This window comes from Microbacterium sp. MYb66, assembly GCF_002979435.1.
Taxonomy (GTDB): domain Bacteria; phylum Actinomycetota; class Actinomycetes; order Actinomycetales; family Microbacteriaceae; genus Microbacterium.
Window position 1 is genome coordinate 170461 of sequence record NZ_PCOV01000002.1, and the last position, 25975, is coordinate 196435.

Consider the following 25975-nt stretch of genomic DNA (forward strand, 5'->3'; position numbering starts at 1 on the left):
TTCCGGATGATGATGGGGCGGAATATCGGTAGTCTCGACACAGACTACCGGCGCCTCTTCCGCGCGCACTCGCCCCCGAGGAGCCCATGGACATCCACGACTATCTGCGCGTCTTCCGCCGCAACGTCGTCCTGATCATCTCGGCGACGCTGATCGGGGTCTCCGTCGGCGCGCTCGTCGCTCTGAACACCGCCCCGCGCTACGAGGCGTCCACGGAGCTCCTCGTCGCCGCGCAATCCCCATCGGGCAGCTCGGTGGAGCTGAACCTCGGCCGAACGTACGCTCAGCAGGCGATCACCAGCTACGTCGCGCTCGTCTCCAGCTCGCTCGTGCTCCAGCCGGTCATCGACGACCTCGGCCTCGATGTCGAGCCGTCCGCGCTCGCCGGCAAGGTGCGCGCCAGCGCCGCGATCAACAGTCTGGCCATCACCGTGACCGTCTCGGATCGCAACCCGAGTCAGGCCGCTCGCCTCGCCAATGCGATCGGAGACAGCTTCGCCACGGTCGTCGTCGAGCAGCTCGAGAAGCGTCCGGATGACGCCTCGAGCCTCATCCGCATCGATACGCTGCAGGCTGCGCAGGTGCCGGTGACCCCCGTCGCGCCGAACATGGTCCTGTCGATCCTCATCGGCGGTCTCATCGGTCTCGCCGCAGGTATCGGCGGCTCCGCCCTTCGGACGATCCTGGACACCCGGATCCGTTCCACGAAGGATGTCGAGCGCGCCACCGCCGCTCCCCTTCTCGGCGCCATCGCCTTCGATTCGAACGCTTCCAGCCAACCGCTGATCATGGCGGCGAACCGGAGCGACCCACGGGCAGAGGCCTTCCGCTCACTGCGCACGAACGTCCAGTTCCTTGCGATCGGAGGGGAGTCCGCGGTCTTCGTCGTGACCAGCGCCGGCCCAGGAGAGGGAAAGTCGACCACCGCCGCGAACCTCGCGATCGCCTTCGCCGAGTCCGGCGCACGCGTCGCACTCGTCGACGGCGATCTGCGTCTTCCCCGAGTCGCGGACTACTTCGGCATCGAGGGCGGCGTCGGGCTGAGCGATGTACTCGCCGGACGCATACCCGCGAGCGAGGCGATGCAGCGCTGGGGCCGGGGCACACTCTTTCTGCTGCCTGCGGGGACGGTGCCACCGAACCCTGCTGAGCTCCTCGGCTCCGGTGGCATGAAGTCGCTGCTCGCCGAACTCAAGCGAGCATTCGACGTCATCATCATCGATGCACCGCCTGTGCTTCTGGTCACGGACGCCACCGTGATCGCCAGCCGCGCGAACGGCGCGCTGCTCGTGGCGGCGTCCGGAAAGACCACGATCCCACGGCTCTCGGCTGCTGTGGAGAGCATCGAGAAGATCGGCGCGAACGTCCTCGGGACCATCGTCACCATGCTCCCGACCACGGGCGTGGACAAGGCGTCGTACGGGGAGTACTCCTACGGCGCGACGCACCAGCAGGCGCCCCGCTGACCGACTGAGGCGACCCCCTATGGGAGAATGGCCCAGATTCTCCCTCCCCATCACCGACATTCAGGAGACCTGCCGCGTGGAACTTCGCGACTACCTGCGCATCCTGCACAGGAACTGGCTCATCATGCTTGTGCTCCTGCTGGTCGGTCTCGCCGGCGGCGCCGCGTACGCGCTGGCGCAGGCGCCTCGATACGTCGCCTCGACGCAGCTCTACGTCTCCGTCCGCAGCGAGGGAGCGGCTACCGGCGACCTCGTGCAGGGGACGACCTTCGCGCGTCAGATGGTCACCACCTACGTGGATGTCATCGGCACCGGGCTCGTGCTCGAGCCCGTGATCGACGAGCTCGACCTCGATACGACCGTCGCAGGTCTCGCGTCTCGCGTGAGCGCATCCACACCGTTGAACACGGTGACGATCAACATCTCGGCGACGGATACCGACCCCGAGACCGCGGCCGCGATCGCGAATCAGACGGCGATCAGCTTCACGAACGCCGTGCAGAACACCCTCGAGAAGCCGACGACGGAAGACGCTGCGAGTCCGGTCAGCATCACGGTCACGGACCCGGCCACCGCGCCGACGCGCCCATCGAGCCCGAACGTCCCCCTCCTCGTCATCCTCGGGGGCCTCCTCGGCCTCGCGACGGGAGTCGCCATCGCCGTGCTCCGCCACGTTCTCGACGTGCGGATCCACACGCTGCACGACATCGAGCAGATCACCGACCGGCCCATGCTCGGCGGCATCGCCTTCGACCCGGAGGCGCAGAAGCGACCGCTCATCGTCCACGCCGACCCGCGGAGCCCGCGCTCGGAGTCCTTCCGCACGCTTCGCACGAACCTCCAGTTCCTCAATGTCGACGCAGGACCACGCACGCTCGTCATCTCGAGCTCCGGCCCCGGCGAAGGCAAATCGACCACGACGGCGAACCTCGCCATCGCACTGGCCGAGACAGGTGTGCGGGTCGCGCTGATCGACGGCGACCTCCGCCTGCCCCGCGTCGCCGACTACATGGGCATCGAGGGCGGAGTGGGGCTGACGAACGTCCTCATCGGACAGGTCGACGTGGCCGACGCGCTCCAGAAGTGGGGCGCACATCAGCTCTACGTGCTGCCGAGCGGCCCGGTTCCGCCGAACCCGAGCGAGCTGCTCGGCTCCGCTGCGATGGACCGCATGCTCGCCTCTCTCGAAGAGTATTTCGACTACATCCTCATCGACGCGCCCCCGCTGCTGCTCGTCACCGACGCTGCAGTGGTGGGCAAGAAGACCAGCGGTGTCATCCTCGTCGCCGCTTCCGGCAAGACGAAGAAACAGGAACTCGCAGGCGCGATCCGAACTCTCGAGACCGCTGGCGTCCCGATGCTCGGCACAGTCGTCACGATGCTCCCGACCAAGGGACCCGACAGCTACGGCTACGGCGCCTACACCTACGGCTCGACGACGAACATCGAGCAGGACCCGGTGCAGCTGAAGAAGTCCGAGAGCCAGCCGCGGCGCGTCAAGATGCGGAGCAAGGCAGGGGTCTGAGAAGCGCCGCTTCAGGGGCGAGGCAAGTCAGCGCCCACAACGGCTTCAGCGTCTCGAGTCTTCGACGACGACGGGAAGACCACCCAGTGGTAGAGGGCGAATCGCACCAGCACGACGATCCCGATGCTCACGAGATTGACCAGGTTGACCGCGACCGCGCCGGGCTCGCGCCCGAGCAGCACGTGCGCCGCGCCCACACCCGCCCACACGATCCCCGCGCCGAGAGCCGTGCAGGCGACGTTCGCGCCGAGGAAGAGCAGGAGCTCGCTTGCTCGGCCACGTCGATCGCGGTGGCGGAACGTCCATTCGCGATTGCCGAAGTACGCATTGACCAGCGCGACGGCGGAAGCGACGAGCTTGGCCGCGACGACGTTCCAGTCGAGACCGTAGACCAGGAGGTTGAAGACGCCGATCTCGATCACGGTGCTCAGTCCGCCGACGACGAGGAAGCGGCTTCCCACGCCCACGACGCGGCGGAGGCGGGAGGGTTGATTCACTCGACTAGGCTACTCGGTGCGCGCCTGAGAACCTGCGCGTCGTCACCGCGCCCAAGGACTCCCGTGCACCTCACCCACCTCGCCGTCGTCATGCCCGCCTTCAACGAGGCCGAGGGTATCCGCGGCTTCGTCGATGAGATCCGGGCATCGGTGTCCCCTCTCGTCGAACGCGTGACCTTCCACATCGCCGACGACCGCTCGACGGATGCCACGGCCTCGGCCTTCGACGACGTCGCGGACGTGACCGTGGAGGTGCAGCCGCTCAACCGCGGGCACGGCCCGACCGCACTGGCGGCGTACCGCGCAGGGCTCGCGGCCGACCCCGATGTGCTCGTGCACGTGGACGGCGACGGACAGTTCCACGGCAGCGACTTCCCGCGGCTGATCGCCGCCCTCGAGTCCCAAGACGCCGATGTCGTGCACGGAGTCCGCGACGGCCGCACCGACCCCTGGTACCGCAAGGTGCTCACGGGCGCCGTCGGCCTCCTCATCGCTCTGGCCGCGGGCCGTCGTATCCCCGACGTCAACACTCCCCTGCGCGCCTACCGCCCCGACGCACTGCGGGTGCTCGTGGATGCGGTCCCCGCCGATGCCTCGATCCCCCATGTCCACTTCTCCCTCGCCGAGGCGCGTGCGGGCTTCACCGTGCGCTACCTGCGGGTCGAGAGCATTCCGCGACGCGGGTCATCGGCCACGGGGACCATGTGGGGACGCGCTGCCGGGGTCGCTCTGCCGCCGAAGCGACTGCGCCGCTTCGTCGCCGTCGCGCTCGGCGAGGCCTGGGCCCTCTCGCTGGGGCCCTCCGCGCCGCTGCGCGCCATCCGCCGCCCGGAGCCCGTCACGCGATGACGCGGACCCGCACGATCCTGTTCTGGGCCGCTGCGGCCGCCCTCCTGATCGGGCACGTCATCGTCGCCTGGCACAGCCTCACCGTCTGGCGGTTCTGGGAGGACGAGGCGTTCAACCTCACCGTCCCCCGCAACCTGCTCGCGGGTCTCGGTTATTCCAGCGACGGCGCGCTGTCCGGCTCGGTGATCACCCCGTTCGACCCGCGCATCTCGACGGGACCTGTCGTGCTCGTCCCGGTCGCCGCGCTGCTCGCGACCGGGATGGATCCGGTGACGGCCGGACGACTCATCCCCCTGGCGTTCTGGATCGCTCTGCTCGCCGGGCTGGCCGTGCTCGGGCGGCGGATCGGCGGACGCTGGGCCGCGCTGCTCGCGGTCACCGTGCCCCTGGCCTTCACCGCCGGGGCGGGCGTCTCCCCCATCCAAGGCCCTGCCGACCTGCTCGGCGAGATCCCCGCCGCGGCGCTGATCGTCTGGGCGCTGGTCGTGCTGCCGCGCCGCGCGTGGCTCGCCGGGCTGCTGATCGGACTCGCCGTCCAGGCCAAGCTGATCGCCCTGCTCGCACTGCCGGCCTTCGCGGTGGCGCTGTGGGTGCTGGCGGACGGACGCGGGTGGCCGCGGATCGCCGACACGCTGCGACGTTCCTGGCTGCCCCTGCTGCTGGTCGGCGTGCCGACCCTGCTCGTCGAGCTCGCGGCACTGCTCTCCCTCGGACCCGCCGGATTCGTCGATCATCTGCGGGCGATCGTCCGGTTCGTGCGCAGCGGCGGTCAGGACGCCACGTCCTCGGTGCTGGAGAAGCTCGGGACCCTCGCCGGCTCCTGGTCGCTGCCGGCGGCTCTCGCACTGCTGGGTGCCGTGATCGCCGTCGCCCTGGCCCTCACCGGCGTCGTGCTCCGCTGGCGCACCGCCACCGATGCCGAGCGTCTGGTCATCGCCTACGCACTCGCCGCGCTCGTCGGAGCCCTGGCGTTCGTCGGCTGGTGGGCCACGGCATCCCGGCTGCCGCTGTGGGTCCGCCACCCGGCTCCGGGCATCTTCGCGTTCTTCCCGATCATCGCGGCGGTGGCGCTGTGGGCCGTGCCGCGCCTGCCGCGCCGCAGAGCGCTGCGGCTCGCCGGCGTCGTCGCGGCGGCCGTGCTCGCCGCCGTGGTGGCCGGTGGAGCGACAGCGCACGTCGTGTCGTCGTTCCTGCCCCGCGAGGTGACGCTGGAGAGCCAGCGCGCCACTGTCGCACCGCTCGCCGATTGGGTCGCCGAGAACGACGTCGAGTGGCTGGCCGCCGATCCCTGGGGGGCGGCCGTCGCGCCGATCGTGCTCACCGGCGCGCATCTCGGTCTCTTCGATGCGCCTGCGATGGACGGCGTTCCGCGCCTCACCGGCGGTGGGTGCGCGACCGAGACGCTCGCCGACAGCGGTTACTTCCGGATCTGCGCCGCCCCGTAGCGGCGAGGGCGCAGAGAGAACCGGCCGGCCGCTGAGATCAGCGGTCGGCCGGTTCTGGATTACTGCGGGGGGTCAGAGCGCCAGGCGTTCCTGGACGACCTCGGCGAGGCGACCAGCGTAGGCGTGCACCGACTCGGCGTCGGCGGCCTCCACCATGACCCGCACCAGAGGCTCGGTGCCGGACTTGCGCAGCAGCACGCGTCCGGAATCGCCCAGTTCGCTCTCGATGTCGCGCACGGCCTGCTGCACGACCTCGTCATCGGAGACACGATCCTTGTCGACATCGCGCACGTTGATGAGGACCTGCGGGTAGACGGTCATCACCGCGGCGAGCTCGGCGATCGTCTTCTTCTGACGCGCCATCTCGGCCACCAGATGGAGGCCCGTGAGGATGCCGTCGCCGGTGGTCGCGAACTCGCTCATGATGACGTGACCGGACTGCTCGCCGCCGAGGGCGTAGCCGCCCTCGTTCATGTCTTCGAGCACGTAGCGGTCGCCGACCGCCGTCTGCCGCACGGTGATGCCGTTCTCGCGCATCGCGACGTGCAGACCGAGGTTGCTCATCACGGTGGCGACGAGGGTGTCGTCGGTGAGGTGGCCGCGCTCCTTCATGGACACCGCGAGGATGGCCATGATCTGGTCTCCGTCGATGGCCTTGCCCGCCGCATCGACGGCGAGGCAGCGGTCGGCATCGCCGTCGTGGGCGATGCCGATGTCGGCGCCCAGACGGACGACGGCCTCGGCGAGGTTGTCGAGATGGGTCGAGCCGACGCCGTCGTTGATGTTCCAGCCGTCGGGGTCCGCTCCGATGACGGTCACCTCGGCGCCCGCGTCGCGGAACGTCTCCGGAGACACACCGGATGCCGCGCCGTGCGCGCAGTCCAGCACCACGTGGATGCCTTCGAGGCGGTTCGGGAGCGAGCCGAGGAGGTGCACGACGTAGCGGTCCTCCGCGTCGGAGAACCGGTCGATACGACCGACGCCTGCCCCCGTCGGGCGCAGCATCTCGCCGTGCATGGCCTCTTCGATGCGCTGCTCGACGACGTCGGGGAGCTTGCGGCCCCCGCGCGCGAAGATCTTGATGCCGTTGTCGGGCGCCGCGTTGTGCGACGCCGAGATCATCACACCGAAGTCGGCGTCACGATCGGCCACGAGGAATGCGAGCGCGGGCGTCGGAATGACCCCTGCCTCGAGCACATCGACCCCCGAGGAGGCCAATCCCGCGGAGACGGCGGCGGTGAGGAAGTGTCCGGAGACCCTGGGGTCCCGGGCGACCACTGCGAGGAGTCGCTTGCCTTCGGCCTTGCGAGCCTCCGCAGTACGGCCCTGGCCCAGGACGACAGCAGTCGCCTGGGCCAGGGTGAGCGCCAGGTCGGCGGTGAGGATGCCGTTGGCAAGTCCTCGCACGCCGTCCGTGCCAAAGATCGGCATCGGAGCAGTGGACCTTAACGCTTCGAGTACTGAGGCGCCTTACGGGCCTTCTTGAGTCCGGCCTTCTTGCGCTCCTTGACGCGAGCGTCACGCGAGAGGAAGCCGGCCTTCTTGAGGGTCGGACGGTTGTTCTCCTCGTCGATGCCGTTCAGCGAACGAGCGATGCCGAGACGGAGCGCACCGGCCTGACCCGAGGGGCCACCACCGGAGATGCGCGCGATGACGTCGTACGCACCTGCGAGGTTCAGCACCGTGAACGGGTCGTTGATCAGCTGCTGGTGCAGCTTGTTCGGGAAGTAGTCCTCGATCGTGCGGCCGTTGACCGTGATCGTGCCCGAGCCGGGGACGATGCGCACGCGGGCGATGGCCTGCTTGCGACGGCCGACAGCGGCACCCGGGACGCTGAGGACGGGGCGGGGAGCCGCCTCGACCACATCGGTCTCGGGAGTCGACGTCGAGAAGTTCTGGGGGGTTTCGGTGGTGTCCTGGATGTCAGCCACGAGTATGTCCTTAAGTCTTTACGGCGCTTACTGGGCGACCTGGTCGAGGGTGTACGTCTGCGGCTGCTGCGCGGCGTGCGGGTGCTCTCCGCCGACGTAGACCTTGAGCTTCGACAGCTGCTGGCGGCCGAGGCTGTTCTTGGGGAGCATGCCACGGATGGCCTTCTCCACAGCGCGGACCGGGTTCTTCTCGAGGAGCTCGGCGTAGGTGACCGACTTCAGGCCGCCCGGGTAACCGGAGTGGCGGTAGGCCAGCTTCTTCTGGAGCTTCTGACCGGTGAGCGCGACCTTCTCTGCGTTCACGATGATGACGAAGTCACCCGAGTCGATGTGGTTGGCGAAGGTCGGCTTGTGCTTGCCACGCAGGAGCGTAGCGGCGTGCGATGCCAGACGGCCGAGAACGACGTCGGTGGCGTCGATGACGACCCAGTCGCGCTGGACTTCGCCAGCCTTGGGGGTATAAGTGCGCGTCACGATAGTGCTGCTTTCTTGTGTCGAACGGAGAAGTTCGTGAATCCCACTCCGGGGTGGTTCTTCCCGACGGGGAGGAACACGCCAGTGGAGGGCTCACGTTCGGACGATGACCCTTCCCCGCGGACGAGGAAAGGCACCAAAGAGATAGCATACGCCACCGGAAGCCGTATGCCCAATCTCCCGGCTCAGTCGGGCTTGACCGTGACGAGGATCGGACGGTGATCGCTCGAGCCCTGCGGCAGGGTGGTGATGCGCTCGATCTCGAAACCGACGGAGGTCGCGAAGTCGTAGTGCCCTCGGAAGACGCGGTAGCGCGTGTAGGTGTGGTCGTCGCTGAGGGACAGCGCATACCCGTGGTCGCGCACGGCCTGGCCGAGGTTCTCCTTGAAGATCGGGTAGTTGTAGTCGCCCACCATCAGCTGCGGCAGCCCCTCGCCGAGCGTCGCCAGCTCGGTGAGCGCCGCGCGGATCTGATGGCGTCGCAGCGAGTTCAGCGCCGTGAGCGGGGCCGCATGGAATGAAGCGACGATGAAGTCCTGCCGATCGTCGATGTCTCGCAGCCGCGCCCCCAGCACGCGCTCGTGCGCGGGCTTGGCGATGCGGTCGTGCAGCGACTTCTTCAGCCCCAGCGTGCGGATCGCCTGAAGGTGGAACGTGCTCGATCGGTAGAAGAGCGCGAGGCCGAGGCGGTTGCCCTGCGTGGCGTCCGCGAGCACGAGGTCGCCGATCTCCGCCGGCAGGGCCGGCACGTCGCATTCCTGCAGGCACAGGATGTCGGGATCGTGCTCGCCGACGATCGCCGCGAGCTCGCCTGCCGCCCTGTGCTTCTGGAGGTTGTAGGAGATGACCTTCATGATCATTCCCACGCTACCCGTCTCTGCTGTGCCCCGGCTCCGGATCGGCGCCGTGTCAGTCGTTCGTCCCGTCACGGCGAGCGCGGGTCTGGGTGGCTCGCAGCTCGAGCAGCTCGTCGGCGGGATATCCGACCTCGGTGAGGATCAGGCCCCGCGCCGCCAGCACCTTGAACTCGCTCGTGCGGGTGAGGGCGTCGCGCAGCACCACGAGGTCGCCGACGTCGAGACGGCCTTCGCCGACGGCCACGCAGGCGCCGACGAGGGCACGGACCATGCTGTGACAGAACGCATCCGCCTTGACCTCGGCGACCAGCACGCCCTGGGCGTCACGTTCCCAGCGGTAGTCGAGCAGTGTGCGGATCGTCGTCGCCTCCTCGCGGGGCTTGCAGTAGGCGGCGAAGTCGTGCAGCCCGATGAGGGTGCGGGCCGCAGCATCCATCGCCTGCTCGTCGAGGCGGCCGCGGATGCTGGTCGTATCGAGGCGGCGGAGGGGGTCGAACCCGGCCTGCGCATCGGCGAGGCGGTAGCGGTAGCGGCGCCAGACGGCGGAGAACCGGGCGTCGAATCCCGCGGGGGCGAGGGAGGATCGCGTGACCGTGACATCGGAGTATGCGCCGAGCACACCGCGCATCCGCCCGGCGAGGGACCCTGCCGGATCCTGCGCCGCACGACCGTGCCTGGCCTCGATGCGCGACCACTGCTTCTCGTCGAGGTCGACGTGGGCGACCTGTCCGCTCGCGTGCACGCCGGCGTCGGTGCGTCCGGCGACCACGAACTGCACGTCGGAGCCCACGATCCGTGCGAGCGCCGCTTCGAGCGTGCCCTGCACCGTGCGGAGCGTCGGCTGCTTCGCCCACCCGCGGAAGTGGGTGCCGTCGTAGGCGATGTCGAGCCGGATGCGCACGGAGCAAGCCTAGGACACGCCCGCTCGCACCCCCGGCGCCCCCTCAGCGTTCGACGAGGATGCCGTCTTCGTCGCTGTACAGGCGCGCCCCCGGACGGAACACCACTCCCCCGAACTCGAGCGTGGTGTCGACGTCGCCGGCGCCGAGCTTGGCGCTCTTGCGCGGGTTCGTACCGAGCGCTTTCACGCCCAGGTCGAGCCCGTCGATCGCGACGCGGTCGCGGATCGCGCCGTTGATCACGACGCCCGCCCACCCGTTCGCCACGGCGGACGCGGCGATCAGGTCACCCATGAGCGCGGTCTGCAGCGAGCCGCCGCCGTCCACGACGAGCACCGCCCCGTCGCCCGGCGTCGCGAGCGCGGCCTTCACCAGCGCGTTGTCCTCGTGGCAGCGCACCGTGCGGATCGGCCCGTCGAACGCCGCCCGCCGCCCGAAGGAGCGCAGCTGGAGCGACAGCGATTGGATCCCCTCTTCGCGCTCGTCGTAGAGGTCGGCCGTGGCGATCGGCATCCTCAGATGCCGCCGTCGATCGAGCGGATCGTCACCGCCGGCTCATCCGGCACCATCACCTGGGTCTCGCGGTTCAGGCTCTCGCCGCGGAAGAAGCGCTTCGACCGGGGGAACAGGTACCAGAGGAACATCAGCACGAGCCCGAACGCCAGCGAGCCGACCCCGATCACGAACGTGCCGCCGATGCCGAACAGCACTGTGTAGCCGTAGTCCACGTCCCACATGTCGATCGCGGACTGGATGAACGCCCACGCCAGCATCAGGCCGCCCAGCAGCGGGAACAGCCCCTTGAAGAAGAACTCGCGGGCGGAGGAGGTCAGGTCCCTGCGGAAGTACCAGACGCACGCGAAGCCGGTGATGGCGTAATAGAAGGCGATCGCGAGGCCCAGCGAGAGGATCGAGTCCTGCAGGATGTTGTCGCTGATCAGCGTCATCCCGACGTAGTACACCGAGGCGACCACGCCCATGACGATGGTCGAGAACGACGGCGTCTTGTACGTCGGGTGCACCTCCTTGAACTTCGCGGGCAGCGCGCGGTACACGCCCATCGCGAGCGTGCCGCGGGCGGTCGGCAGGATGGTGGTCTGGGTCGACGAGATCGCCGAGATGATGACCGACACCACCAGGACCCAGCCGAACGGGCCGAGCAGCCCGTCCTTGATGGCGAGGAAGAAGTCGTCGGCGTTCGCCTCGTTGCCCAGGCCCGTGCCGTCCTCCCCCAGCCCCGCGTACATCATGGCCGCGATGGTCACGGCGACGTAGGTGAACAGCAGGATGACGGTGGTGAGCAGGGCCGCGCGGCCCGGGATGCGCTTCGGGTCCTTCGTCTCCTCGTTCAGGGCGAGGCAGGTGTCCCAGCCCCAGTAGATGAAGAGCGCGAGGAGGATCGCCTCGGTGAAGCCCGACCAGTCGGTGAAGGCGAACGGGTTCATCCACTCCCAGTCGAACGGGGTGGGGTTCGGGGCAGTGCCGGCGAAGAACTGCCAGAGCGCAGTGACGACGAAGATCGCGAGCGCCAGGTACTGGATGCCGAGCAGGATGTTCTGGATGCGCTCGCCGATCTCGACCCCGCGCCAACTGACCCACGTCATGGCGGCGATGAAGGCGACGGCGACCAGGACCACGCGCCAGTCGTTGTTCTCGAGGTCCTGTCCGATCAGCGACCAGAAGTACACCGAGGCGATCTGAGCGAGGTTGGCGAGCACGACCATTCCCGCGACCGCCACGCCCCAGCCGCCCATCCAGCCCACCCACGGGCCGAAGGCCTTCGTCCCCCACGTGAACGTGGTCCCGCAGTCCGGCACGGCGTTGTTGAGCTCTCGATACGCGAACGCGATCAGGAGCATCGGGACGAACGCGATGATGAAGGCGATCGGCGCCTGCGCGCCGACGGCGAGCACAACGAATCCGAGCGTCGCGACGAGCGAGTAGACGGGAGCCGTGGACGCGAGCCCGATGACGGTCGACCCCCAGAGTCCCAGTGTTCCCGCAGCCAGACCCTTGCCGTCGGGTCGTTCCAGATGAATCGGCGTCGTTGCTGCCATGTTCAGAACAGTAGGGCCACCGCGTTTATCGCGTCAACGGGTTTCTTCGACCGCCTGAATCCGAAGCCCGAAACAGGGCTTCACGACGGAATCCGCAGAATCAGGCCCTTCCGAGCATCCCGTCGGCATGGTCGGCCACCCATTCCATCAGCGGCAGCATCCGCTCCATCAGGTCTCGGCCGAGCGGCGTGAGGCTGTACTCGACATGCGGCGGCACGGTGGGGAGCGACTCCCGATGCACCAGGCCGTCGTCGGCGAGGGTGCGGAGGGTCGAGGCGAGCATCTTCTCGCTGATGCCGTCGACCTCGCGGCGCAGCGCACCCCAGCGGTGCGTGCCGTCGGACAGGCACGACAGCACCAGCACTCCCCACTTGCTCATGATGTGATCGAGGACGACGCGTGTGCCGCAGTTCTGATCGAAGACGAACGGAGTGGACTCCTTTATCTGCGCGAAACTAACCGTCATGTGGGTACCTTACTTCAAAGTGGGTACCTGCAGTTAGGAATGCCGAGTACCCCGCCGCGGGTTGTCGAGGGTGTCACCTACGAAAGGACCCCCATGACCATCCTCGTCACCGGCGCGACCGGCAACCTCGGCCGCCTCATCATCGCCAGCCTGATCGAGCGCGGCGCCGACCCGCAGTCGATCGTCGCGGGCGCTCGCGATGTGGCGAAGGCGGCCGATCTGGGCGTGCCCGTCGTCCGTCTCGATTACACCGATCCCGCATCGATCACCGCCGCCCTGGACGGGGTGGACACCGTCGTGCTCGTCTCCGGTTCCGAAGTCGGGCAGCGGGTCGCCCAGCATCGGGCGGTCATCGATGCGGCCAAGGAGGCCGGCGTCACGAAGTTCGTCTACACCAGCGCACCCAAGGCGACCACGAGCGACCTGGTCCTGGCTCCGGAGCACAAGGCGACGGAAGAGCTCATCGCCGCCGCCGGGCTCCCCGCCGTGATCCTCCGCAACAACTGGTACACCGAGAACTACGCCGCGGATCTCGCCCGCGCCGCCGAGACCGGCGTGCTCGCCGCAGGAACCGGAGAAGGACGCGTCGCCTCGGCCAGCCGCAGGGACTTCGCGGATGCGGCGGCCGTCGTCGCGCTCGAAGACGGGCACGTCGGCGAGGTGTACGAGCTGGGCGGCGATGTCGCCTGGACCTACGGCGATCTGGCGGCAGCGTTCTCCGAGATCACCGGCCGCGATGTGGCGTACGTGCCGATCGCATTCGACGATCAGGTCGCGGCGCTGCGTGAAGCCGGCCTCGACGAGGGCACCGCAGGATTCGTCGCCGCACTGGATGCCGGAATCCGCGACGGCGCCCTGGCCGACTCCGACGGCACGCTCTCTCGCCTCATCGGACGCCCGACCACCCCGCTCGTGGAGGGACTGCGCGCGGTCGCCTGACCTCGGCTGTGGACACCGAAGTGCCGCTCTCATCGTTCGGGAGCGGCACTTCGCGTCCGAGCCTCACGCGGCATCCGTCGACTGCACGTGCACGACGGTGAGAGTGAGGCTCCGCCGCCGCACGCCCTTCTCGTCGAGCAGAGCATCGACCGCCGCGTGCACAGCGTGGAGGGTGTCCCCCGATCGCGCACCCTCGGCGACTCCGATCGACGCCTCGACGGCGACCCCGCCCTCCGCGAGGACGACCGACACGATCGGCTCGTCGTCGCTGCGCACACCGAGGGCCTCGGCTCCCACCCGCAGGAGACCGGAGATCAGCGAACCGGAGCGGTAGACGGAGCGCACACCCGGCGTCGCCCGCACCGTCGCCTCGATCTCCGCCGCGAGCCCGGCGCGCGACTCCGCGGTCATCAGCTCTCGTCCGTCCACGACGACACCTCCCGAATGTCTCGAATCGCGATGTCGATCCCGACGATGTTCAGCTCGGTGTGCGCGCGCAGGCCGCGGTCGACCTCGGTACGCAGGCGCTCGGCGATCAGCGGAATCGGCTCTCCGTGCAGCGCGCTCGCATCGATCTCCACCCGAATCGGCTCTCCCGCCGTCGTCACGTCACCCGTGATGCGGCAGCGTCCGATGAGCAGCCCCGGCACTGCGCTCTCGGCCGAGCGGATGAGGCCGCGCACCGCACCCTCGGTGATCCCCAGGTCCACAGTCGGGTCGGGAGAATCGAACGGGATGCGCCGTCCGGCCCGCGCATCCATCGCGATTCCGCGGAGGATGCGGTCGACCCAGCTCGGATCCACCTCGGGTGCCGCCGCGGCTTCCGCGTCGATCAGCTCCGGGCCGAGACCGTGGAGCCGCTCGAGCGCATCCAATGCCAGCTGGCAGCCGGGCGACTCCTCGATCGAGCGGTCGAGGGGCTGACGTCCTGCTTCGAGGTAGTCGGTGAGCTCTTCGAGCGTGTGCCCGTCGAGATCCGTCGGTTCCAGCCCGAGCCTGCGGGCTCCGGGAGCCTCTCGGTCTTCGGTCATCGCCATTCCTCCATCCGTACGAGAATGTACTTTCGCGCCCGCGCCAGCAGTCCTCGCGCAGTCGAGACGGGGATCCCGAGCTCGTCCGAGATCTCCTCGTAGGAGTACCCGCCCATCTCCCGCAATACCCAGCACTCGCGCTGCGCGTCCGGAAGCTCGCGAAGCGCGGCCCCCAACGCCGCGACCCCTGCCCGTACCTCCACGACCGCAGACGGCGACGCATGCAAGGGCGCAGGGCGATCCAGTTCGTCGATGTCCACCACGGGGCGGATGGCACGGATCCGATCCACTGCCTTCCGACTCACGATCCGCATCAACCAGCTCTTCACCTTCGACGGGTCTTCGAGTTCTCCGAATCGCTGCCATGCGGTGACGAACGACTCCTGCACGACGTCGTCGACATCGGCCGAGGCGTTCAGCATCCGCTGCGTGTACGCACGCATCATGGGCGTATATCTGCGCACGAGGACGGCGAACGCCTCGACGTCGCCGTCCATCGCCCGTCCCGCGACGATGCTGTCGTCCGCGTGCTCGAGCGCCCTGCGAAAGCGTTCGTCTTCCATCTTCCCCACTCCTCGATCCGATCTCCCGAGAGATTCGGAGCGGTCGCCCCAACGGATCGAATCATCCCTCGCCACCCTTGGAGGAGACAGGGAGAGGCTCGTGCGAGCCTCTCCCTCGCCCGTTACTTCTTGAATGCGTCCTTGACGTTCTCGGCGGCGTCGCGGACGTCACCCTTGGCCTGCTCGGCCTTCCCCTCGGCGACGAGCTTGTCGTCGTCGACGATCTTGCCGACCGTCTCCTTCGCCTTGCCGGCGACCTTCTCGGCAGCGGCCTTGATCTTGTCTTCAGCGCCCATGGCGTCTCCTTTCACGTATCGACCCCGGACTTCGGGGCCGACTCCTCTCGCGGAACCCCGCGTCGGTCTTTCTGCCTCCCGGCCATCACGCCGGTCACCGCACCCTCGACGGCGAGCGGTGCGCATCACGCCAGCGCCGATCCTTCAGGTGCAACATGATCGGAACGCGCGTTCCCAGAAGCTCGTCCCATTCACGGATCGCCCCCTCGGCGGCTGCGACGACCGCCCCGAGTGACGCACCCGGTCGCACGGTGACAGCGAGCTCGAGCGCCCGCACGCCGCCGATCCGGTAGGCCCCGGTGCGAGCCGAGAGCACATCCGGACGACCGACCAGCGTCTCGGTGAGCACGGCATCGGCCACGTCCCGGTCGACGGCCGTCCGCCCGCCCGCGGTGTCGATCTCGAGAACGGTTCTCGACCCTCCCCGTTTCCGCGTGCACACGAACACCACCAGGAGCAGCGCTGTGATCACCGCCGCGGCCGCCGCGAGCAGCCACAGCCCGGAGACTGCACCGATGCCCGCGATCTCCCAGGTCCGGGTCCACCCGACGACCGCCTCCCACGCGTCCGTCGTCGTCGCCGCGAGCGGTCGCAGCCATGCGGGCGGCTCGTCGGCGGCGAGGACTCCCGCGGCGAGCGCCGCGACTCCCCCGACCAGCAGGACCGCTCCGGCGGCGAAGAGCAGCACACGGTTCATGACTCGATTGATCGCGTTCATGCGACCACTCCCCTCTCCTCGATGACGACCCGCGGCGTCGCGGCGAACCCGATTCCCGACAGCGTGTCGACCACCGCGGACTCGGCCGACGCCCGATCCACGGGGATGCCGCTGGTCGGAGTGATCCTGACGGCGACAGTGCGGCGTTTGACGGTCACGGCCACCCGGCCACGGTCGACACCGGCGCGACGGGCGACGGACTCGGCGATCGAGTCGGTGATCACCCCGTCGTCCACGAGGAGCGCGGTGCGATCGGTCGTGCGAGCACGGCGGGCGCGACGACCCGGCAGCACCGCGAGTCCGAGAAGCACGAGCGCGAGGACGGCGAGTCCCGCACCCAGTCCGAGGGGCACTGCCCGCTGCTGCAGCGAGGCCGAGAGACCGTCGAGCCATCGGCCCGATCCGGCGCGGAAACCCTCATCGACGAGCCACCACACCCCGCCCGCGAGAAGGGCGAGGAGAAGCGCGGCTCCGATCGACGCGACCACGACGGCCGGGATCGTGCGTGGCGCGTGGGTCTCCCGGCGGAGCACCCGCCGGTATGTCGCCTGCTCGTTCGTCATCTCACTCTCTTCTTCCTGTTCCGGCGAACCCCCGAGTACCGGACGTCGACAGCGCCGACCTCGCGGCCGGCGAGATCGCGCATCCCCTCGACCAGCGCGCGTCGAAGGCCGTCTCCCCTGTCGACCAGATTCGCTTCCGACGGCGTGCCCATGGCCACGGGCACGGTCACCGTGATCCGCAGCGCGCCGCGCTCGTCGGACAGCTGCACCCCGACGTCGCGGGCCGCGACTCGAGCGGCATCGCGCGCGAGGCCGACGGCGAGTCGCTGCAGCGCGCGGGCGGTGAAGGTCGTCGTCCCCACGACGACGTCCTCCCCCGCCTGCGGCGCGTCGTCGACCGTCATGAGGAGGAGCGCCGACCCCGGGAGACCGCGGCGAGCGCTCGGACGTCGAGACGTCCGTCGAGGATGCGGCCGGCGACCGCGCCGATCAGCATCGCCAGTGCGACGAGCACGAATGCCCAGAAGCCCAGGACGACCCAGGTCAGCGCCAGCGCCGCCGCGACCGCCGCTCCGATCACCGACGTGTTCACTGGACTCGCGTCTCCTGCGTGCCGTCGCCCTCGTCATCGGAGGGGATGTGCACGTCGTTGACGGTGACGTTGACCTCTGCGACGTCCATGCCGACCAGCTCCACCATGGCGCGGTGGATGGCGGCACGCACCTCGTCGGCCACCTTCTGCAAGGAGACCGGGTACTCCGCGACGATCGTGACGTCGACGGCGACCTGGGTCTCGCCGACCTCGACGCTGATCCCCTGGGACAGGTCGGTGGTGCTGAGGGCTTCGCGGATCGCCCCCACCATGCGCGCGGCGCCCCCGCCGAGCGCATGGACGCCGCTGACTTCGCGGGCGGCGATGCCGGCGATCTTCGCCACCACTGCATCCTCGATCGTGGTCCGGCCCGCGGCGGTCCCCTGCAGCGGTGCGACGACCTGAGCCTTGGGCTGGGTGCCACCAGTCACGTTCGCCATTGTGAGCTCCTTCATCCGTGTGTCCGACTCCGATGCGGAGCGCGGGTCGCAGGTCAGCGACACCTCTAAGACGGATCGGGGCGGCAGATCGTCACAGATTCGTCGAAATTGACTTCTCCCCGCTCACAGTGCACTCCAAGGTAGAGAGTGCAATATTGCACTCCATGAGCGACAGTGCAGATTCTCTGCGGGAGCAGCGCAAGCGGGAGACGTCCCGTGCCCTCACCGACACGGCTCGCCGACTGACGATCGAGCGGGGATTCGCCGGATTCACGATCGAAGAGCTGTGCGCCGAGGTCGGGGTGTCGCGGCGCACCTTCTTCAACTACTTCGAGAGCAAGGAGAACGCGGTCTTCGGATTCGCGACGATCGACTCCCGGCAGGAGGCGCTCGAGGAGGAGTTCGCCACCCAGCGCGGCGATCTCCTCGACGATTTCATCCGACTGACGGTCCGTCGGTTCGATCTCTTCAACCCGGTCGAGGATGCCCCTGCCATGTTCGCGGTGATCGAGCAGGAGCCGCGGCTTCTCAAGGCCGCCTTCGAGCAGCTCGCGAAGAACGAGCGGCGCGACATGGGCCTGATCCTGCGACGCACGCCGAACTCCGCCGACGCCGAGCTGCGCGCCGAGGTCGTCGTGCACACCGTCGGCGCTCTCGTCCGGATGAGCATGGACCAGCTCCTGCACCACCAGTCCACCGAGCCGTTCGGCGAACTCATCGCGCGTCGTCTCGACCTCGCCCGCTCGCTCTACGCACCGTCACAGAAAGACCACTGAATGTCCGCCACCGCCACGAAGGATGCGCCCTTCCTGCTCACGAAGCGCCGCATCTGGATCATCTTCAGCGCCCTCATCGCGGGCATGCTGCTCTCCAGCCTCGACCAGACCATCGTGTCCACCGCCATGCCGACCATCGTCGGACAGCTCGGGGGCGTCGACCACCAGGTCTGGATCACGACCGCCTACCTGCTCGCCACCACGATCGTGATGCCGATCTACGGCAAGTTCGGCGACGTCCTCGGTCGGCGCAACCTGTTCCTGGTCGCGATCGCGCTGTTCACCCTGGCCTCGGTCGGCTGCGCGTTCGCCACCGACTTCTGGATGTTCGTCGTCTTCCGCGCCCTGCAGGGCCTGGGCGGCGGCGGGTTGATGATCCTCTCGCAGGCGATCATCGCCGACATCGTGCCCGCCAACGAGCGGGGCAAGTACATGGGTCCGCTCGGTGCCGTCTTCGGCTTGTCCGCCGTCGCCGGGCCGCTCCTCGGCGGCTACTTCGTCGACCACCTGACGTGGCAGTGGGCGTTCTACATCAACATCCCGGTCGGCATCGCCGCCTTCATCATCGCGCTGGTCGCGCTGAAGCTCCCGAGCAAGAAGGCCGAGAAGCCGATCGACATCTTCGGCGTGATCTTCCTCTCGATCGCGACGACCTGCCTCATCTTCTTCACCGATTTCGGCGGAGACAAGGAGTTCGGCTGGGACTCGCTGGCCACCTGGGCGTGGGGCGCAGGGCTCGTCGTCGCGGCGACCGCCTTCGTCATCACGGAATCGCGGGTGCAGGATCCGATCATCCCGCTGAGCCTGTTCCGCAACCCGATCTTCGTGAATGCGACCGCGATCGGCCTGGTGCTCGGCATCGGCATGTTCGCCGCGATCGGATTCGTCCCGACCTTCCTGCAGATGTCATCCGGTACGTCCGCCGCCGAATCCGGGTTGCTGATGATCCCGATGATGGTCGGTCTCATGGGGACGTCGATCTTCTCGGGCATCGCGATCTCGAAGACCGGGAAGTACAAGATCTACCCGATCCTCGGCACCATCATCACCGGCATCGCGATGGTCTCGATGACGACCCTGTCGGCCGCGACGCCGATCTGGCTGATCTGCGTCTTCCTCTTCGTCTTCGGAGCGGGACTCGGCCTCATCATGCAGGTGGTCGTCCTCGTCGTCCAGAACGCGGTACCCGCGGGCGAACTGGGCACTGCGACCAGCACGAACAACTACTTCCGGGAGGTGGGCGCGTCGCTCGGCACCGCGGTGTTCGGCACCATCTTCACCACCAGGCTCACCGAGAACCTGCTCGGCGTCTTCGCCGGAGCCGGTGCCTCGCCGGATGCCGCGTCGGAGGCGGCATCGACGATCGACCCGTCGACGCTGAGCTCGCTGCCCGACGAGGTCCGCGAGGGTATCGTCACCGCCTACGCCGACGCTCTGGCTCCGGTGTTCTGGTACCTCGTGCCGTTCATCGCGCTGGCCCTGCTGCTCTCCCTGTTCCTCAAGCAGATCCCGCTGTCGGACCAGGCAGGACTCGTGGCCCGCGGCGAAGCCATCAGCGGCGAGGAGGCTGAGCGGATGGAGGCTGAGCTCCGCGGCGATCCGCGGGCGGAGGCGGCCGGGATCACGGATCGCGGGCCGGCGGACACGGGCTCGACCCCCGTGGCACGGTGACTCGAGCGGCCCTCGCCCCCTTCGGGGAGCGGGGGCCGCGGCCTGTCAAGGGGCTCCTCTTTTCGACACCGATCGGGCATTCTTCAATCTGGGAACAGCTAGGAGAATGATGGAGCACGATCCTGACCGAAGGTTCATCCTGGTCGAAGTCAGCGCGACCGACTGGGTGATCCACGATCTGCAGTACCCGGAGAACGACCACCGCCGAGTCGTCTGCACGATCTTCGAGGATGCGCCGACCGAGGTCGAGGTCCTCTGGCGGCGGGACCTCCCTCTCGCCCTGCGCTACTCCTCGCCGGACGACGTCCTCGAGGCCGTACGGCGGTTCCAGGACTCCTCGCGCGCCACGCGCCCCATCCCCATCCCGCACCGTCCGCCCCCGCGGGATTCCCGGGGGCTCCCGCGGTAGGGTCCCGAACACCCCGAGCATCGGCATCTGGACGGCACACATCGGCGTGCGGCACACTGAAAAACAGTCGGTCGCCCCACCCGCCGACCGTCTGGAGCCTCATGTCCACGCCCGCCGCCGCGATGACGTCCCCCTGGAAGAGCTTCTGGGAGAAGGGCGGCTGGTGGAGAGCGCTCCTGCTCACCGCCGTGTACTTCGTGCTCTTCCAGCTGCTGTCGCTGCTGCTCACCCCGCTGGCCGAGAACGTCGAGGAACCGAGCAGCGCGGCCGGGGTCGTGGTGTTCTACGTCCTGCCCGAGCTCATCGGATGTCTCATCCTGGCCCTCTTCACCGTGTCGGTCGGATGGTGGCGCGAGCTTTTCGCCCGGCAGCCGATCCGGGGCGGCGGTTGGATGTGGATCGCCATCGTCGTCGTGCTGCTGTTCAACGTCCTTCGGTTCGCGACACTCGACTACGACGCGGCCGGGTTCGAGGTCGTCGCGGCCTGGCTCCTCGCCGGACTCCTCATCGGCTTCTCGGAGGAGGTGCTCACCCGCGGGCTGGTCGTGAACCTGATGCGCAAGGCCGGTTACCGTGAGATCGTCGTCGCCGTGATCTCGGCTGCGCTCTTCTCGGCCCTGCACGCGGGCAACCTGCTCAGCGGCCAGCCCCTGCTGGCGACGGCGATCCAGCTCCTCTACACGTTCGCGTTCGGCATCCTGATGTATCTCGCGCTCCGTGTGACCGGGACGATCATCGCGCCCATCCTGCTGCACGCCAGCACCGATCCGAGCATCTTCCTCCAGACCGCGTACCCCGCGGAGGGTGCCCTCACGGGCATCGCCGGGGCGGGGAACATCGTGGTGATCGTCACCGGCCTCGTGCTGCTCTTCTTCATCCGCGGCCGTGTCGGCGAGGCCAAGCCCTCCTTCTCCGACGGCCGCGCCGCCTGACGACGCTCTCGTCTCACGACACCGGTCAGACGCCGGACGCGGATCCGCTCAGGCAGTGATGGCGAGGAGGTCCGGCTCGATCTCGTGCGCGAGCAGCTCGCCTCGCACGATCCGTCGCAGTTCGTCGAGCATCGCCGCCGACAATCGCCTCAGCTCAGCGCCGAGCGAACCCGCGATGTGCGGTGTGAGGAGCGCGTTCTCGGAGGTGTAGAGCGGGTGATCCGCCTCGAGGATCCACGGCACCGTGACGTCGAGGATCGCGAACAGCTCGCCCGCGACGACCCTGCGAGTCAGCGCATCCTGGTCGATGATCTCACCGCGCGCCGTGTTCACCAGTGTCGTCCCGGTCGGCATCAGGCCGATGCCCCGCGCGTCGATGAGGTTCTGCGTCGAGGGCAGCGACGGCGCGTGCACCGACACCACGTCGCTCGTGCGCAGCAGCTCGTCGAGCGCGACCGCGGTGACGCCGAGCTCGGCGGCTTCGGCATCCGTCAGGTACGGGTCGTGGACGACGACCTCGAACGCGTAGGAGCCCAGCATGTCGATGACGATCCGGCCGATCTTCGACGCGCCGACGATCCCGATGCGCTGTCCGTAGTTGCCCATGCCGGGAAACGATGCCTCGACGTCGAAGTCGTCCTGGAGCCCGCTGTACCGACGGGCGATCGGCAGCACCCGCTTACCGGCGAGCACGATCATCGCGACCGCGTACTCGGCGACGGGCACCGCGTTCGCCGCGGCCGCCGAGCTCACCCGCACGCCCCGCTCGAGCACTTCGGGGCTCAGATGCGGTTTGACCGTTCCTGCCGCGTGCAGCACGGCCTCGAGGCGCGGTGCCGCATCGAGCAGTGCGGCGTCGAGACGTGGCGCACCCCACCCGGTGACCAGCACCTCGACGTCGGCGAGGATCGCCCGGGCCTGCGCCGAGTCGAACTCGGTGAGGGATCCGGCCACGTCCGCCACGGCTTCGTACTCGCGCATGAGGGCTTCGGGGAACACCCGCTCCCTGACCGAGTCCGTCATGGCGAACGCGATCACCGGTCGGCGCGCGCTCACGTGCCGCTCCCTGCGGACAGGTCCGCTCGCCAGAACCGCTGCAGCTTCACGAACGCGGACATCCCGGGCCCTCCTCTGAATCGTCGACCGTGCAGGTTCGATCCTTCGGCACGCGGCACGGTCGGCCAACACCAGGTCCGGCGTTCTCACAAGACCTAACAATCAGGCGGGACGGACCGTGGAGTCACGGACGATCAGCGACGGGAGCAGCGCCATGCGCACCGGTGCGTGCGACGCGTCGGCCGGCTGCTTCAGACGGTCGACGCACAGCCGCAGCGCCGCGTGGCCGAGCTCGCGCTTCGGTGGCGCCACCGCCGTCAGTGGCACCGTCGCGAAGGCCGCGATCTCGTCGTCGTACGCGACGATCGCGAAGTCCTCCGGCACGCGCATGCCCCGCTCCAGCACGAGGTCGAGGAACGCCATGGCATCGGCGTCGCCGAGCAGGATGACCGCGGTCACGCTCTTCGCCACGCACTCGTCGAGGAGGTCGGCGAGATCGGCGAGGTTCGCGTCATCACCGGTGTCCGGCGGCGAGAGGTCACGGCGGAGCAGGACGAGCGACTCCGGGTCGGTCGCCGCCATCGCGCGTCGGAACCCGGCGTCCAGACCCGCGACCGTCGCGGCGGGCCGCGCAGCCAGGGTGATCACGCGATGCCCCTGCTGCGCGAGATGGCGCACTGCGACCTCCGCGCCGTGCGCATGGTCTGTGCGCACCCACTCCAGCCGTCCGTCGATCTGCGCCTCGACCGCGCGCTCCACCATCACGACAGGAATCCCCGCCTCCTCCAGCATCCGCTGCAGCGGCGAGTCCTCGACGATAGTGTCGTGCGGCGTGATCATGAGCGCATCGACGCCGCTCGCGATGAGTCGTTCGGCCTGGCGGAACTCCTCCTGCGGCGAGTAATTCGTGGCGCCGACCACGAGGCGGCAGTTGGACTCGCGTGCCGCCCGACTCGCGCCGCGGATCACCTCCGGGAAGTAGTACTGGGTCGTCGGGACGATCATCCCGATGGTCGCGACGGGGCGCGTACGGGCACCCTCGGCATCACGCGCTCCGCGTGACTGCACCTGTGCGACGGCCGGCGACACCGCCCCGCCGTGCACACGCACCAGGAGCTCGCGCTCTTCCAGGGCGACGAGGTCTCGCCAGAGCGTCATCGGGGTGACGCCCAGGCGGGCGGCGAAGACCGCGCTCGACAACGCCCCGCGCAGCTCGAGCTCACGCAGGATCGCATCGTGACGGGCAGCCGCAGTCATGTCGACTTCACGATAGTCGACGCCCCTCTTCCCGCTCGTCGATGACGGCGGTCGTCAGGCCTCGGCACTCCGCTGCGCAGAGAGCGCCCACACCTGCTCGATCGGGGTGGAGCCGTCTTCGCCGTCCGGTCCGTAGAACCCCTCGACGAAGCGTCCGATGTCGGCCTGCCACTCGTCGTTCACCGATGATGCGTTCACCACCCGCATCGCAGCCTCGAAATCGTCGCATTCGACGAGGTGGAACAGGTTCCGCCCCGAGCGCCAGATCGTCCAGTCCTCGATGCCGGCGACCCCGAAGAGATCGCGCAGACCTTCCGGGATACGGGCGTGGTGCGACCGGTAGTCGTCGATCGCCCCTTCCACGATGACCGAGTGCAGTGCGATGCGCATGCCGCTCCTTCTCCTCCATGAACCGATTCCCCTGCCACGATATGCCCTCACCTGAGCAGGGGGCGACGGTATCCCTCGCCGACCACCGACACATGACGACGCTGCGGCTTCGCCGCCTGGCGCTCACCCTCGGCGCTTCGCATCGCCGTCATGAACGATCGCCGGTGTGAGACGCGCGATCAGCTCTTCGCCGAACGCCCCAGAGCTGAGGGCAGCGGGGCTGGCTCCGACGTCACGACCGCGTGAATCGCGATCGAGTCTCGCTGCGCCGCACCGGCAGGAAACAGAAAAACCCCGGCGGACCGGGGTTTCATTCTGTAGCAGGAGCGGGGCTTGAACCCGCGACCTCACGATTATGAGTCGTGCGCTCTAACCAGCTGAGCTACCCTGCCGCGAGGCATCCGTCCGCGTTGAGAAGAATGCTGCGAGCCCCGAGTCAGGATTGAACTGACGACCCCTTCCTTACCATGGAAGTGCTCTGCCACTGAGCTATCGGGGCGTGCTGCCCCTCGCGGGGCAACCGTACGAGAATACCATTACTGTGGCGTCCTCATGAAATCCGGGCCGGTCAGTACGACGTCCGACCGGCGTTCGTGCGGAGCCACGGCAGAGGATCGATGGTCGTTCCGTTGACGATGAGCTCGAAGTGCATGTGCGCGCCGTAGGAACGGCCCGTGTTTCCCGTCTTGCCGACGATGGTGCCGACCTTCACGGTGTCGCCGGCCTTGACCTGCAGCGAGCCGTACTGCATGTGCGAGTAGTGGCTCGTGATGACTGCGCCGTCGATGACGTGATCGATGTACACGGTCACGCCGTAGGCGCCGCCCTGCTCGGTCGCGATTCGGACCGTGCCGTCGGCGATAGCCTGGACGGGTGCACCGTCGCCCGGGACGAAGTCGATGCCCTCGTGCAGGCGCCCGCTGCGCATGCCGTAGCCGTAGCTCATGCCCACGCCGACGAGGAACGGCCACTGGATCGCGGCGTCGGGGTCGTTCGTGAAGATCTCGCCCGAGTAGTTGATGCCCTGCTCGGCGGCGACCTGCACCAGCGAAACGGTGCTGAAGTCATCGGCGCGCGCGAGCGACTCGTTCTCGACGCCGGAGGGGGCGACGAATGCCTGGATCTCGTCGGCGGCCGCGCCACCTGCCTCGGAGCCGGCGGCAGACACCAACGAGGTGGCAGCGACTGAGGGACCCTGCACGGCGGCGACCGCCTCGGCGGGGAGCGTCATCGACACTGCGAGGAGACCGGCGAGGCTCATCACGCCGACCGTCGCACCGAGGGTCACGGCCTTGCGGATGTTGCGCGGACGGCGCGAAGCCACATGGGATGCCGCATCAGCCTCAGCCGCGGGGGCCTGCTTCGCCGACGCCTGGTCGGAAGCCGACACGGTCGGGACGGACCCCGTGTGGCGGAATGCGCGGGAGGCCCGTTCGAAGGCATCGTCGTCGTCATCGACGGACGACTCGCGCGCAGGTTCTTCCGTCGCGGGAGACGTGACGGACTCAGCGACCTCGGGCTCAGCGACCCCGGGCTCTGCGACCTCGGGCTCTGCGGCCTCGACGGCCTCAGGCTCTGCGACGTCGACGGAAGCGTCGCGGATCACGACGAGGCCTTCGGTTTCTGCGACGACGGGCGAGGCGAGAACCTCGGCGACGATCGACTCAGGAGCCTCGGCGATGAAGGGTTCGGCCGGAGTCTCGGCAGCGGCGCCGAAGGCGCTCCGCTCACGCGCGGCGCGACGCGAAAGGGGCGCGACCACACCGCGGGCGATGGCGGACTCCGCGGCAGAGATGGGTGCCGTCGTTCCCGCCGCGGGGGCCTCGGAGGCCGCAATGCGGTTTCGGCTGGACCGGCGCGTGGGCGCAGAGGCAGCCTCGGGATTCTCGAAGGGCAAAGCGTTTCTCTCGGTCGTGCGTCAAGCTCGGGGGCGCAA

31 protein-coding genes and 2 tRNA genes are annotated in these 25975 nt (G+C 68.6%); 9 read left to right on the plus strand and 24 right to left on the minus strand.

Translation table 11 applies throughout. The features are described 5' to 3' along the window. Window positions 1–86 precede the first annotated feature (86 nt). Window positions 87–1466 carry a polysaccharide biosynthesis tyrosine autokinase gene (locus CQ045_RS04610; RefSeq protein ID WP_105721520.1) on the plus strand — a complete coding sequence of 460 codons (1380 nt, stop codon included), beginning with the start codon at window positions 87–89 and terminating at the stop codon, window positions 1464–1466. A 76-nt stretch (window positions 1467–1542) separates the two neighbouring features. Then, a complete protein-coding gene (locus tag CQ045_RS04615) occupies window positions 1543–2991 on the plus strand; it encodes a polysaccharide biosynthesis tyrosine autokinase (protein ID WP_105721521.1) in 1449 nt (482 codons plus the stop codon). Between the two features lie 11 nt (window positions 2992–3002). On the opposite strand, the gene CQ045_RS04620 is transcribed toward CQ045_RS04615, so the two are convergent. Beyond that, complete coding sequence (locus CQ045_RS04620; protein WP_105721522.1) at window positions 3003–3488, minus strand: GtrA family protein; 486 nt, start codon at window positions 3486–3488, stop codon at window positions 3003–3005. A gap of 63 nt (window positions 3489–3551) precedes the next feature. On the opposite strand from CQ045_RS04620, the gene CQ045_RS04625 reads away from it, so the two are divergent. Both CQ045_RS04625 and CQ045_RS04630 read left to right on the plus strand, forming a co-directional pair. After that, entirely contained in the window at window positions 3552–4337 is a 786-nt protein-coding gene (locus tag CQ045_RS04625) for a glycosyltransferase family 2 protein (protein WP_105721523.1), read from the plus strand. After that, on the plus strand, window positions 4334–5782 hold the full coding sequence (locus tag CQ045_RS04630; protein WP_105721524.1) for a hypothetical protein: 1449 nt from the start codon (window positions 4334–4336) through the stop codon (window positions 5780–5782). The genes CQ045_RS04625 and CQ045_RS04630 overlap by 4 nt, the downstream gene beginning before the upstream one ends. A 72-nt stretch (window positions 5783–5854) precedes the next feature. On the opposite strand, the gene glmM is transcribed toward CQ045_RS04630, so the two are convergent. From glmM to CQ045_RS04670, 8 genes are all read right to left on the minus strand, one after another. After that, complete coding sequence (gene glmM, locus CQ045_RS04635) at window positions 5855–7213, minus strand: phosphoglucosamine mutase (RefSeq protein ID WP_105721525.1); 1359 nt, start codon at window positions 7211–7213, stop codon at window positions 5855–5857. Between the two features lie 14 nt (window positions 7214–7227). Then, window positions 7228–7713, minus strand: coding sequence for a 30S ribosomal protein S9 (gene rpsI / locus CQ045_RS04640; RefSeq protein WP_017828210.1), 486 nt, complete (start codon window positions 7711–7713; stop codon window positions 7228–7230). Between the two features lie 27 nt (window positions 7714–7740). Further along, a complete protein-coding gene (gene rplM / locus CQ045_RS04645) occupies window positions 7741–8187 on the minus strand; it encodes a 50S ribosomal protein L13 (protein ID WP_028502254.1) in 447 nt (148 codons plus the stop codon). Between the two features lie 185 nt (window positions 8188–8372). Continuing rightward, the gene (locus CQ045_RS04650) at window positions 8373–9041 is read right to left on the minus strand and encodes an endonuclease/exonuclease/phosphatase family protein (RefSeq protein ID WP_105722136.1); all 669 of its coding nucleotides are present in this window, start codon (window positions 9039–9041) and stop codon (window positions 8373–8375) included. A gap of 55 nt (window positions 9042–9096) precedes the next feature. Next, the gene (truA, locus tag CQ045_RS04655) at window positions 9097–9945 is read right to left on the minus strand and encodes a tRNA pseudouridine(38-40) synthase TruA (protein WP_105721526.1); all 849 of its coding nucleotides are present in this window, start codon (window positions 9943–9945) and stop codon (window positions 9097–9099) included. 43 nt (window positions 9946–9988) lie between these two features. Further along, window positions 9989–10456: a ribonuclease E activity regulator RraA gene (gene rraA, locus CQ045_RS04660; protein ID WP_105721527.1), complete on the minus strand. Its 468-nt coding sequence runs from the start codon at window positions 10454–10456 to the stop codon at window positions 9989–9991. A gap of 2 nt (window positions 10457–10458) precedes the next feature. Next, window positions 10459–12000: an APC family permease gene (locus CQ045_RS04665; RefSeq protein WP_105721528.1), complete on the minus strand. Its 1542-nt coding sequence runs from the start codon at window positions 11998–12000 to the stop codon at window positions 10459–10461. Window positions 12001–12100: 100 nt separating this feature from the next. Continuing rightward, the gene (locus CQ045_RS04670; RefSeq protein ID WP_105721529.1) at window positions 12101–12466 is read right to left on the minus strand and encodes a helix-turn-helix domain-containing protein; all 366 of its coding nucleotides are present in this window, start codon (window positions 12464–12466) and stop codon (window positions 12101–12103) included. Between the two features lie 93 nt (window positions 12467–12559). Here CQ045_RS04670 and CQ045_RS04675 point away from each other — a divergent pair, with 93 nt between their 5' ends. Further along, a complete protein-coding gene (locus CQ045_RS04675; RefSeq protein WP_105721530.1) occupies window positions 12560–13405 on the plus strand; it encodes an SDR family oxidoreductase in 846 nt (281 codons plus the stop codon). Between the two features lie 63 nt (window positions 13406–13468). Here CQ045_RS04675 and CQ045_RS04680 read toward each other — a convergent pair whose 3' ends face one another. From CQ045_RS04680 to CQ045_RS04720, 9 genes are all read right to left on the minus strand, one after another. After that, the gene (locus tag CQ045_RS04680) at window positions 13469–13816 is read right to left on the minus strand and encodes a hypothetical protein (protein WP_105721531.1); all 348 of its coding nucleotides are present in this window, start codon (window positions 13814–13816) and stop codon (window positions 13469–13471) included. After that, window positions 13816–14436: a hypothetical protein gene (locus CQ045_RS04685; RefSeq protein WP_105722138.1), complete on the minus strand. Its 621-nt coding sequence runs from the start codon at window positions 14434–14436 to the stop codon at window positions 13816–13818. The genes CQ045_RS04680 and CQ045_RS04685 overlap by 1 nt, the downstream gene beginning before the upstream one ends. After that, complete coding sequence (locus CQ045_RS04690) at window positions 14433–14999, minus strand: RNA polymerase sigma factor (protein WP_105721532.1); 567 nt, start codon at window positions 14997–14999, stop codon at window positions 14433–14435. Before CQ045_RS04690 ends, CQ045_RS04685 begins: the two co-directional genes overlap by 4 nt. Before the next feature lie 122 nt (window positions 15000–15121). After that, window positions 15122–15295: a CsbD family protein gene (locus CQ045_RS04695; RefSeq protein ID WP_105721533.1), complete on the minus strand. Its 174-nt coding sequence runs from the start codon at window positions 15293–15295 to the stop codon at window positions 15122–15124. A 94-nt stretch (window positions 15296–15389) separates the two neighbouring features. After that, window positions 15390–16013, minus strand: a complete 624-nt coding sequence (locus CQ045_RS04700) for a hypothetical protein (RefSeq protein WP_105721534.1) — start codon at window positions 16011–16013, stop codon at window positions 15390–15392. After that, window positions 16010–16576, minus strand: coding sequence for a hypothetical protein (locus CQ045_RS04705; RefSeq protein WP_105721535.1), 567 nt, complete (start codon window positions 16574–16576; stop codon window positions 16010–16012). Before CQ045_RS04705 ends, CQ045_RS04700 begins: the two co-directional genes overlap by 4 nt. Beyond that, window positions 16573–16920 carry a hypothetical protein gene (locus CQ045_RS04710; protein WP_105721536.1) on the minus strand — a complete coding sequence of 116 codons (348 nt, stop codon included), beginning with the start codon at window positions 16918–16920 and terminating at the stop codon, window positions 16573–16575. The genes CQ045_RS04705 and CQ045_RS04710 overlap by 4 nt, the downstream gene beginning before the upstream one ends. Then, window positions 16917–17108: a DUF2273 domain-containing protein gene (locus tag CQ045_RS04715; protein ID WP_105721537.1), complete on the minus strand. Its 192-nt coding sequence runs from the start codon at window positions 17106–17108 to the stop codon at window positions 16917–16919. The genes CQ045_RS04710 and CQ045_RS04715 overlap by 4 nt, the downstream gene beginning before the upstream one ends. Beyond that, window positions 17105–17548 carry an Asp23/Gls24 family envelope stress response protein gene (locus CQ045_RS04720; RefSeq protein WP_258130952.1) on the minus strand — a complete coding sequence of 148 codons (444 nt, stop codon included), beginning with the start codon at window positions 17546–17548 and terminating at the stop codon, window positions 17105–17107. Before CQ045_RS04720 ends, CQ045_RS04715 begins: the two co-directional genes overlap by 4 nt. Window positions 17549–17712: 164 nt before the next feature. Here CQ045_RS04720 and CQ045_RS04725 point away from each other — a divergent pair, with 164 nt between their 5' ends. The 4 genes from CQ045_RS04725 to CQ045_RS04740 all read left to right on the plus strand — a co-directional run bounded on the left by CQ045_RS04725 (window position 17713) and on the right by CQ045_RS04740 (window position 21336). Then, window positions 17713–18324 carry a TetR/AcrR family transcriptional regulator gene (locus CQ045_RS04725; RefSeq protein WP_105721538.1) on the plus strand — a complete coding sequence of 204 codons (612 nt, stop codon included), beginning with the start codon at window positions 17713–17715 and terminating at the stop codon, window positions 18322–18324. Then, window positions 18325–19995 carry an MDR family MFS transporter gene (locus CQ045_RS04730; protein WP_105721539.1) on the plus strand — a complete coding sequence of 557 codons (1671 nt, stop codon included), beginning with the start codon at window positions 18325–18327 and terminating at the stop codon, window positions 19993–19995. Between the two features lie 109 nt (window positions 19996–20104). Further along, window positions 20105–20404 (plus strand): hypothetical protein, encoded by a 300-nt coding sequence (locus CQ045_RS04735; RefSeq protein WP_105721540.1) that lies wholly within the window; start codon window positions 20105–20107, stop codon window positions 20402–20404. 101 nt (window positions 20405–20505) lie between these two features. Next, a complete protein-coding gene (locus CQ045_RS04740) occupies window positions 20506–21336 on the plus strand; it encodes a CPBP family intramembrane glutamic endopeptidase (RefSeq protein ID WP_105721541.1) in 831 nt (276 codons plus the stop codon). A gap of 48 nt (window positions 21337–21384) precedes the next feature. Here CQ045_RS04740 and CQ045_RS04745 read toward each other — a convergent pair whose 3' ends face one another. The 6 genes from CQ045_RS04745 to CQ045_RS04770 form a co-directional block, all read right to left on the minus strand. Then, window positions 21385–22392 (minus strand): hydroxyacid dehydrogenase, encoded by a 1008-nt coding sequence (locus tag CQ045_RS04745; protein WP_258130953.1) that lies wholly within the window; start codon window positions 22390–22392, stop codon window positions 21385–21387. 162 nt (window positions 22393–22554) lie between these two features. Beyond that, window positions 22555–23649 (minus strand): substrate-binding domain-containing protein, encoded by a 1095-nt coding sequence (locus CQ045_RS04750; RefSeq protein ID WP_105721542.1) that lies wholly within the window; start codon window positions 23647–23649, stop codon window positions 22555–22557. Window positions 23650–23703: 54 nt separating this feature from the next. Beyond that, window positions 23704–24039, minus strand: a complete 336-nt coding sequence (locus tag CQ045_RS04755; RefSeq protein ID WP_105721543.1) for an L-rhamnose mutarotase — start codon at window positions 24037–24039, stop codon at window positions 23704–23706. Window positions 24040–24357: 318 nt separating this feature from the next. Then, window positions 24358–24431: transfer RNA gene (locus CQ045_RS04760), tRNA-Met, on the minus strand. A 35-nt stretch (window positions 24432–24466) separates the two neighbouring features. After that, a tRNA-Thr gene (locus CQ045_RS04765) sits at window positions 24467–24538 on the minus strand. A 69-nt stretch (window positions 24539–24607) separates the two neighbouring features. Then, window positions 24608–25801: a M23 family metallopeptidase gene (locus tag CQ045_RS04770; protein ID WP_258130954.1), complete on the minus strand. Its 1194-nt coding sequence runs from the start codon at window positions 25799–25801 to the stop codon at window positions 24608–24610. Window positions 25802–25975 lie beyond the last annotated feature (174 nt).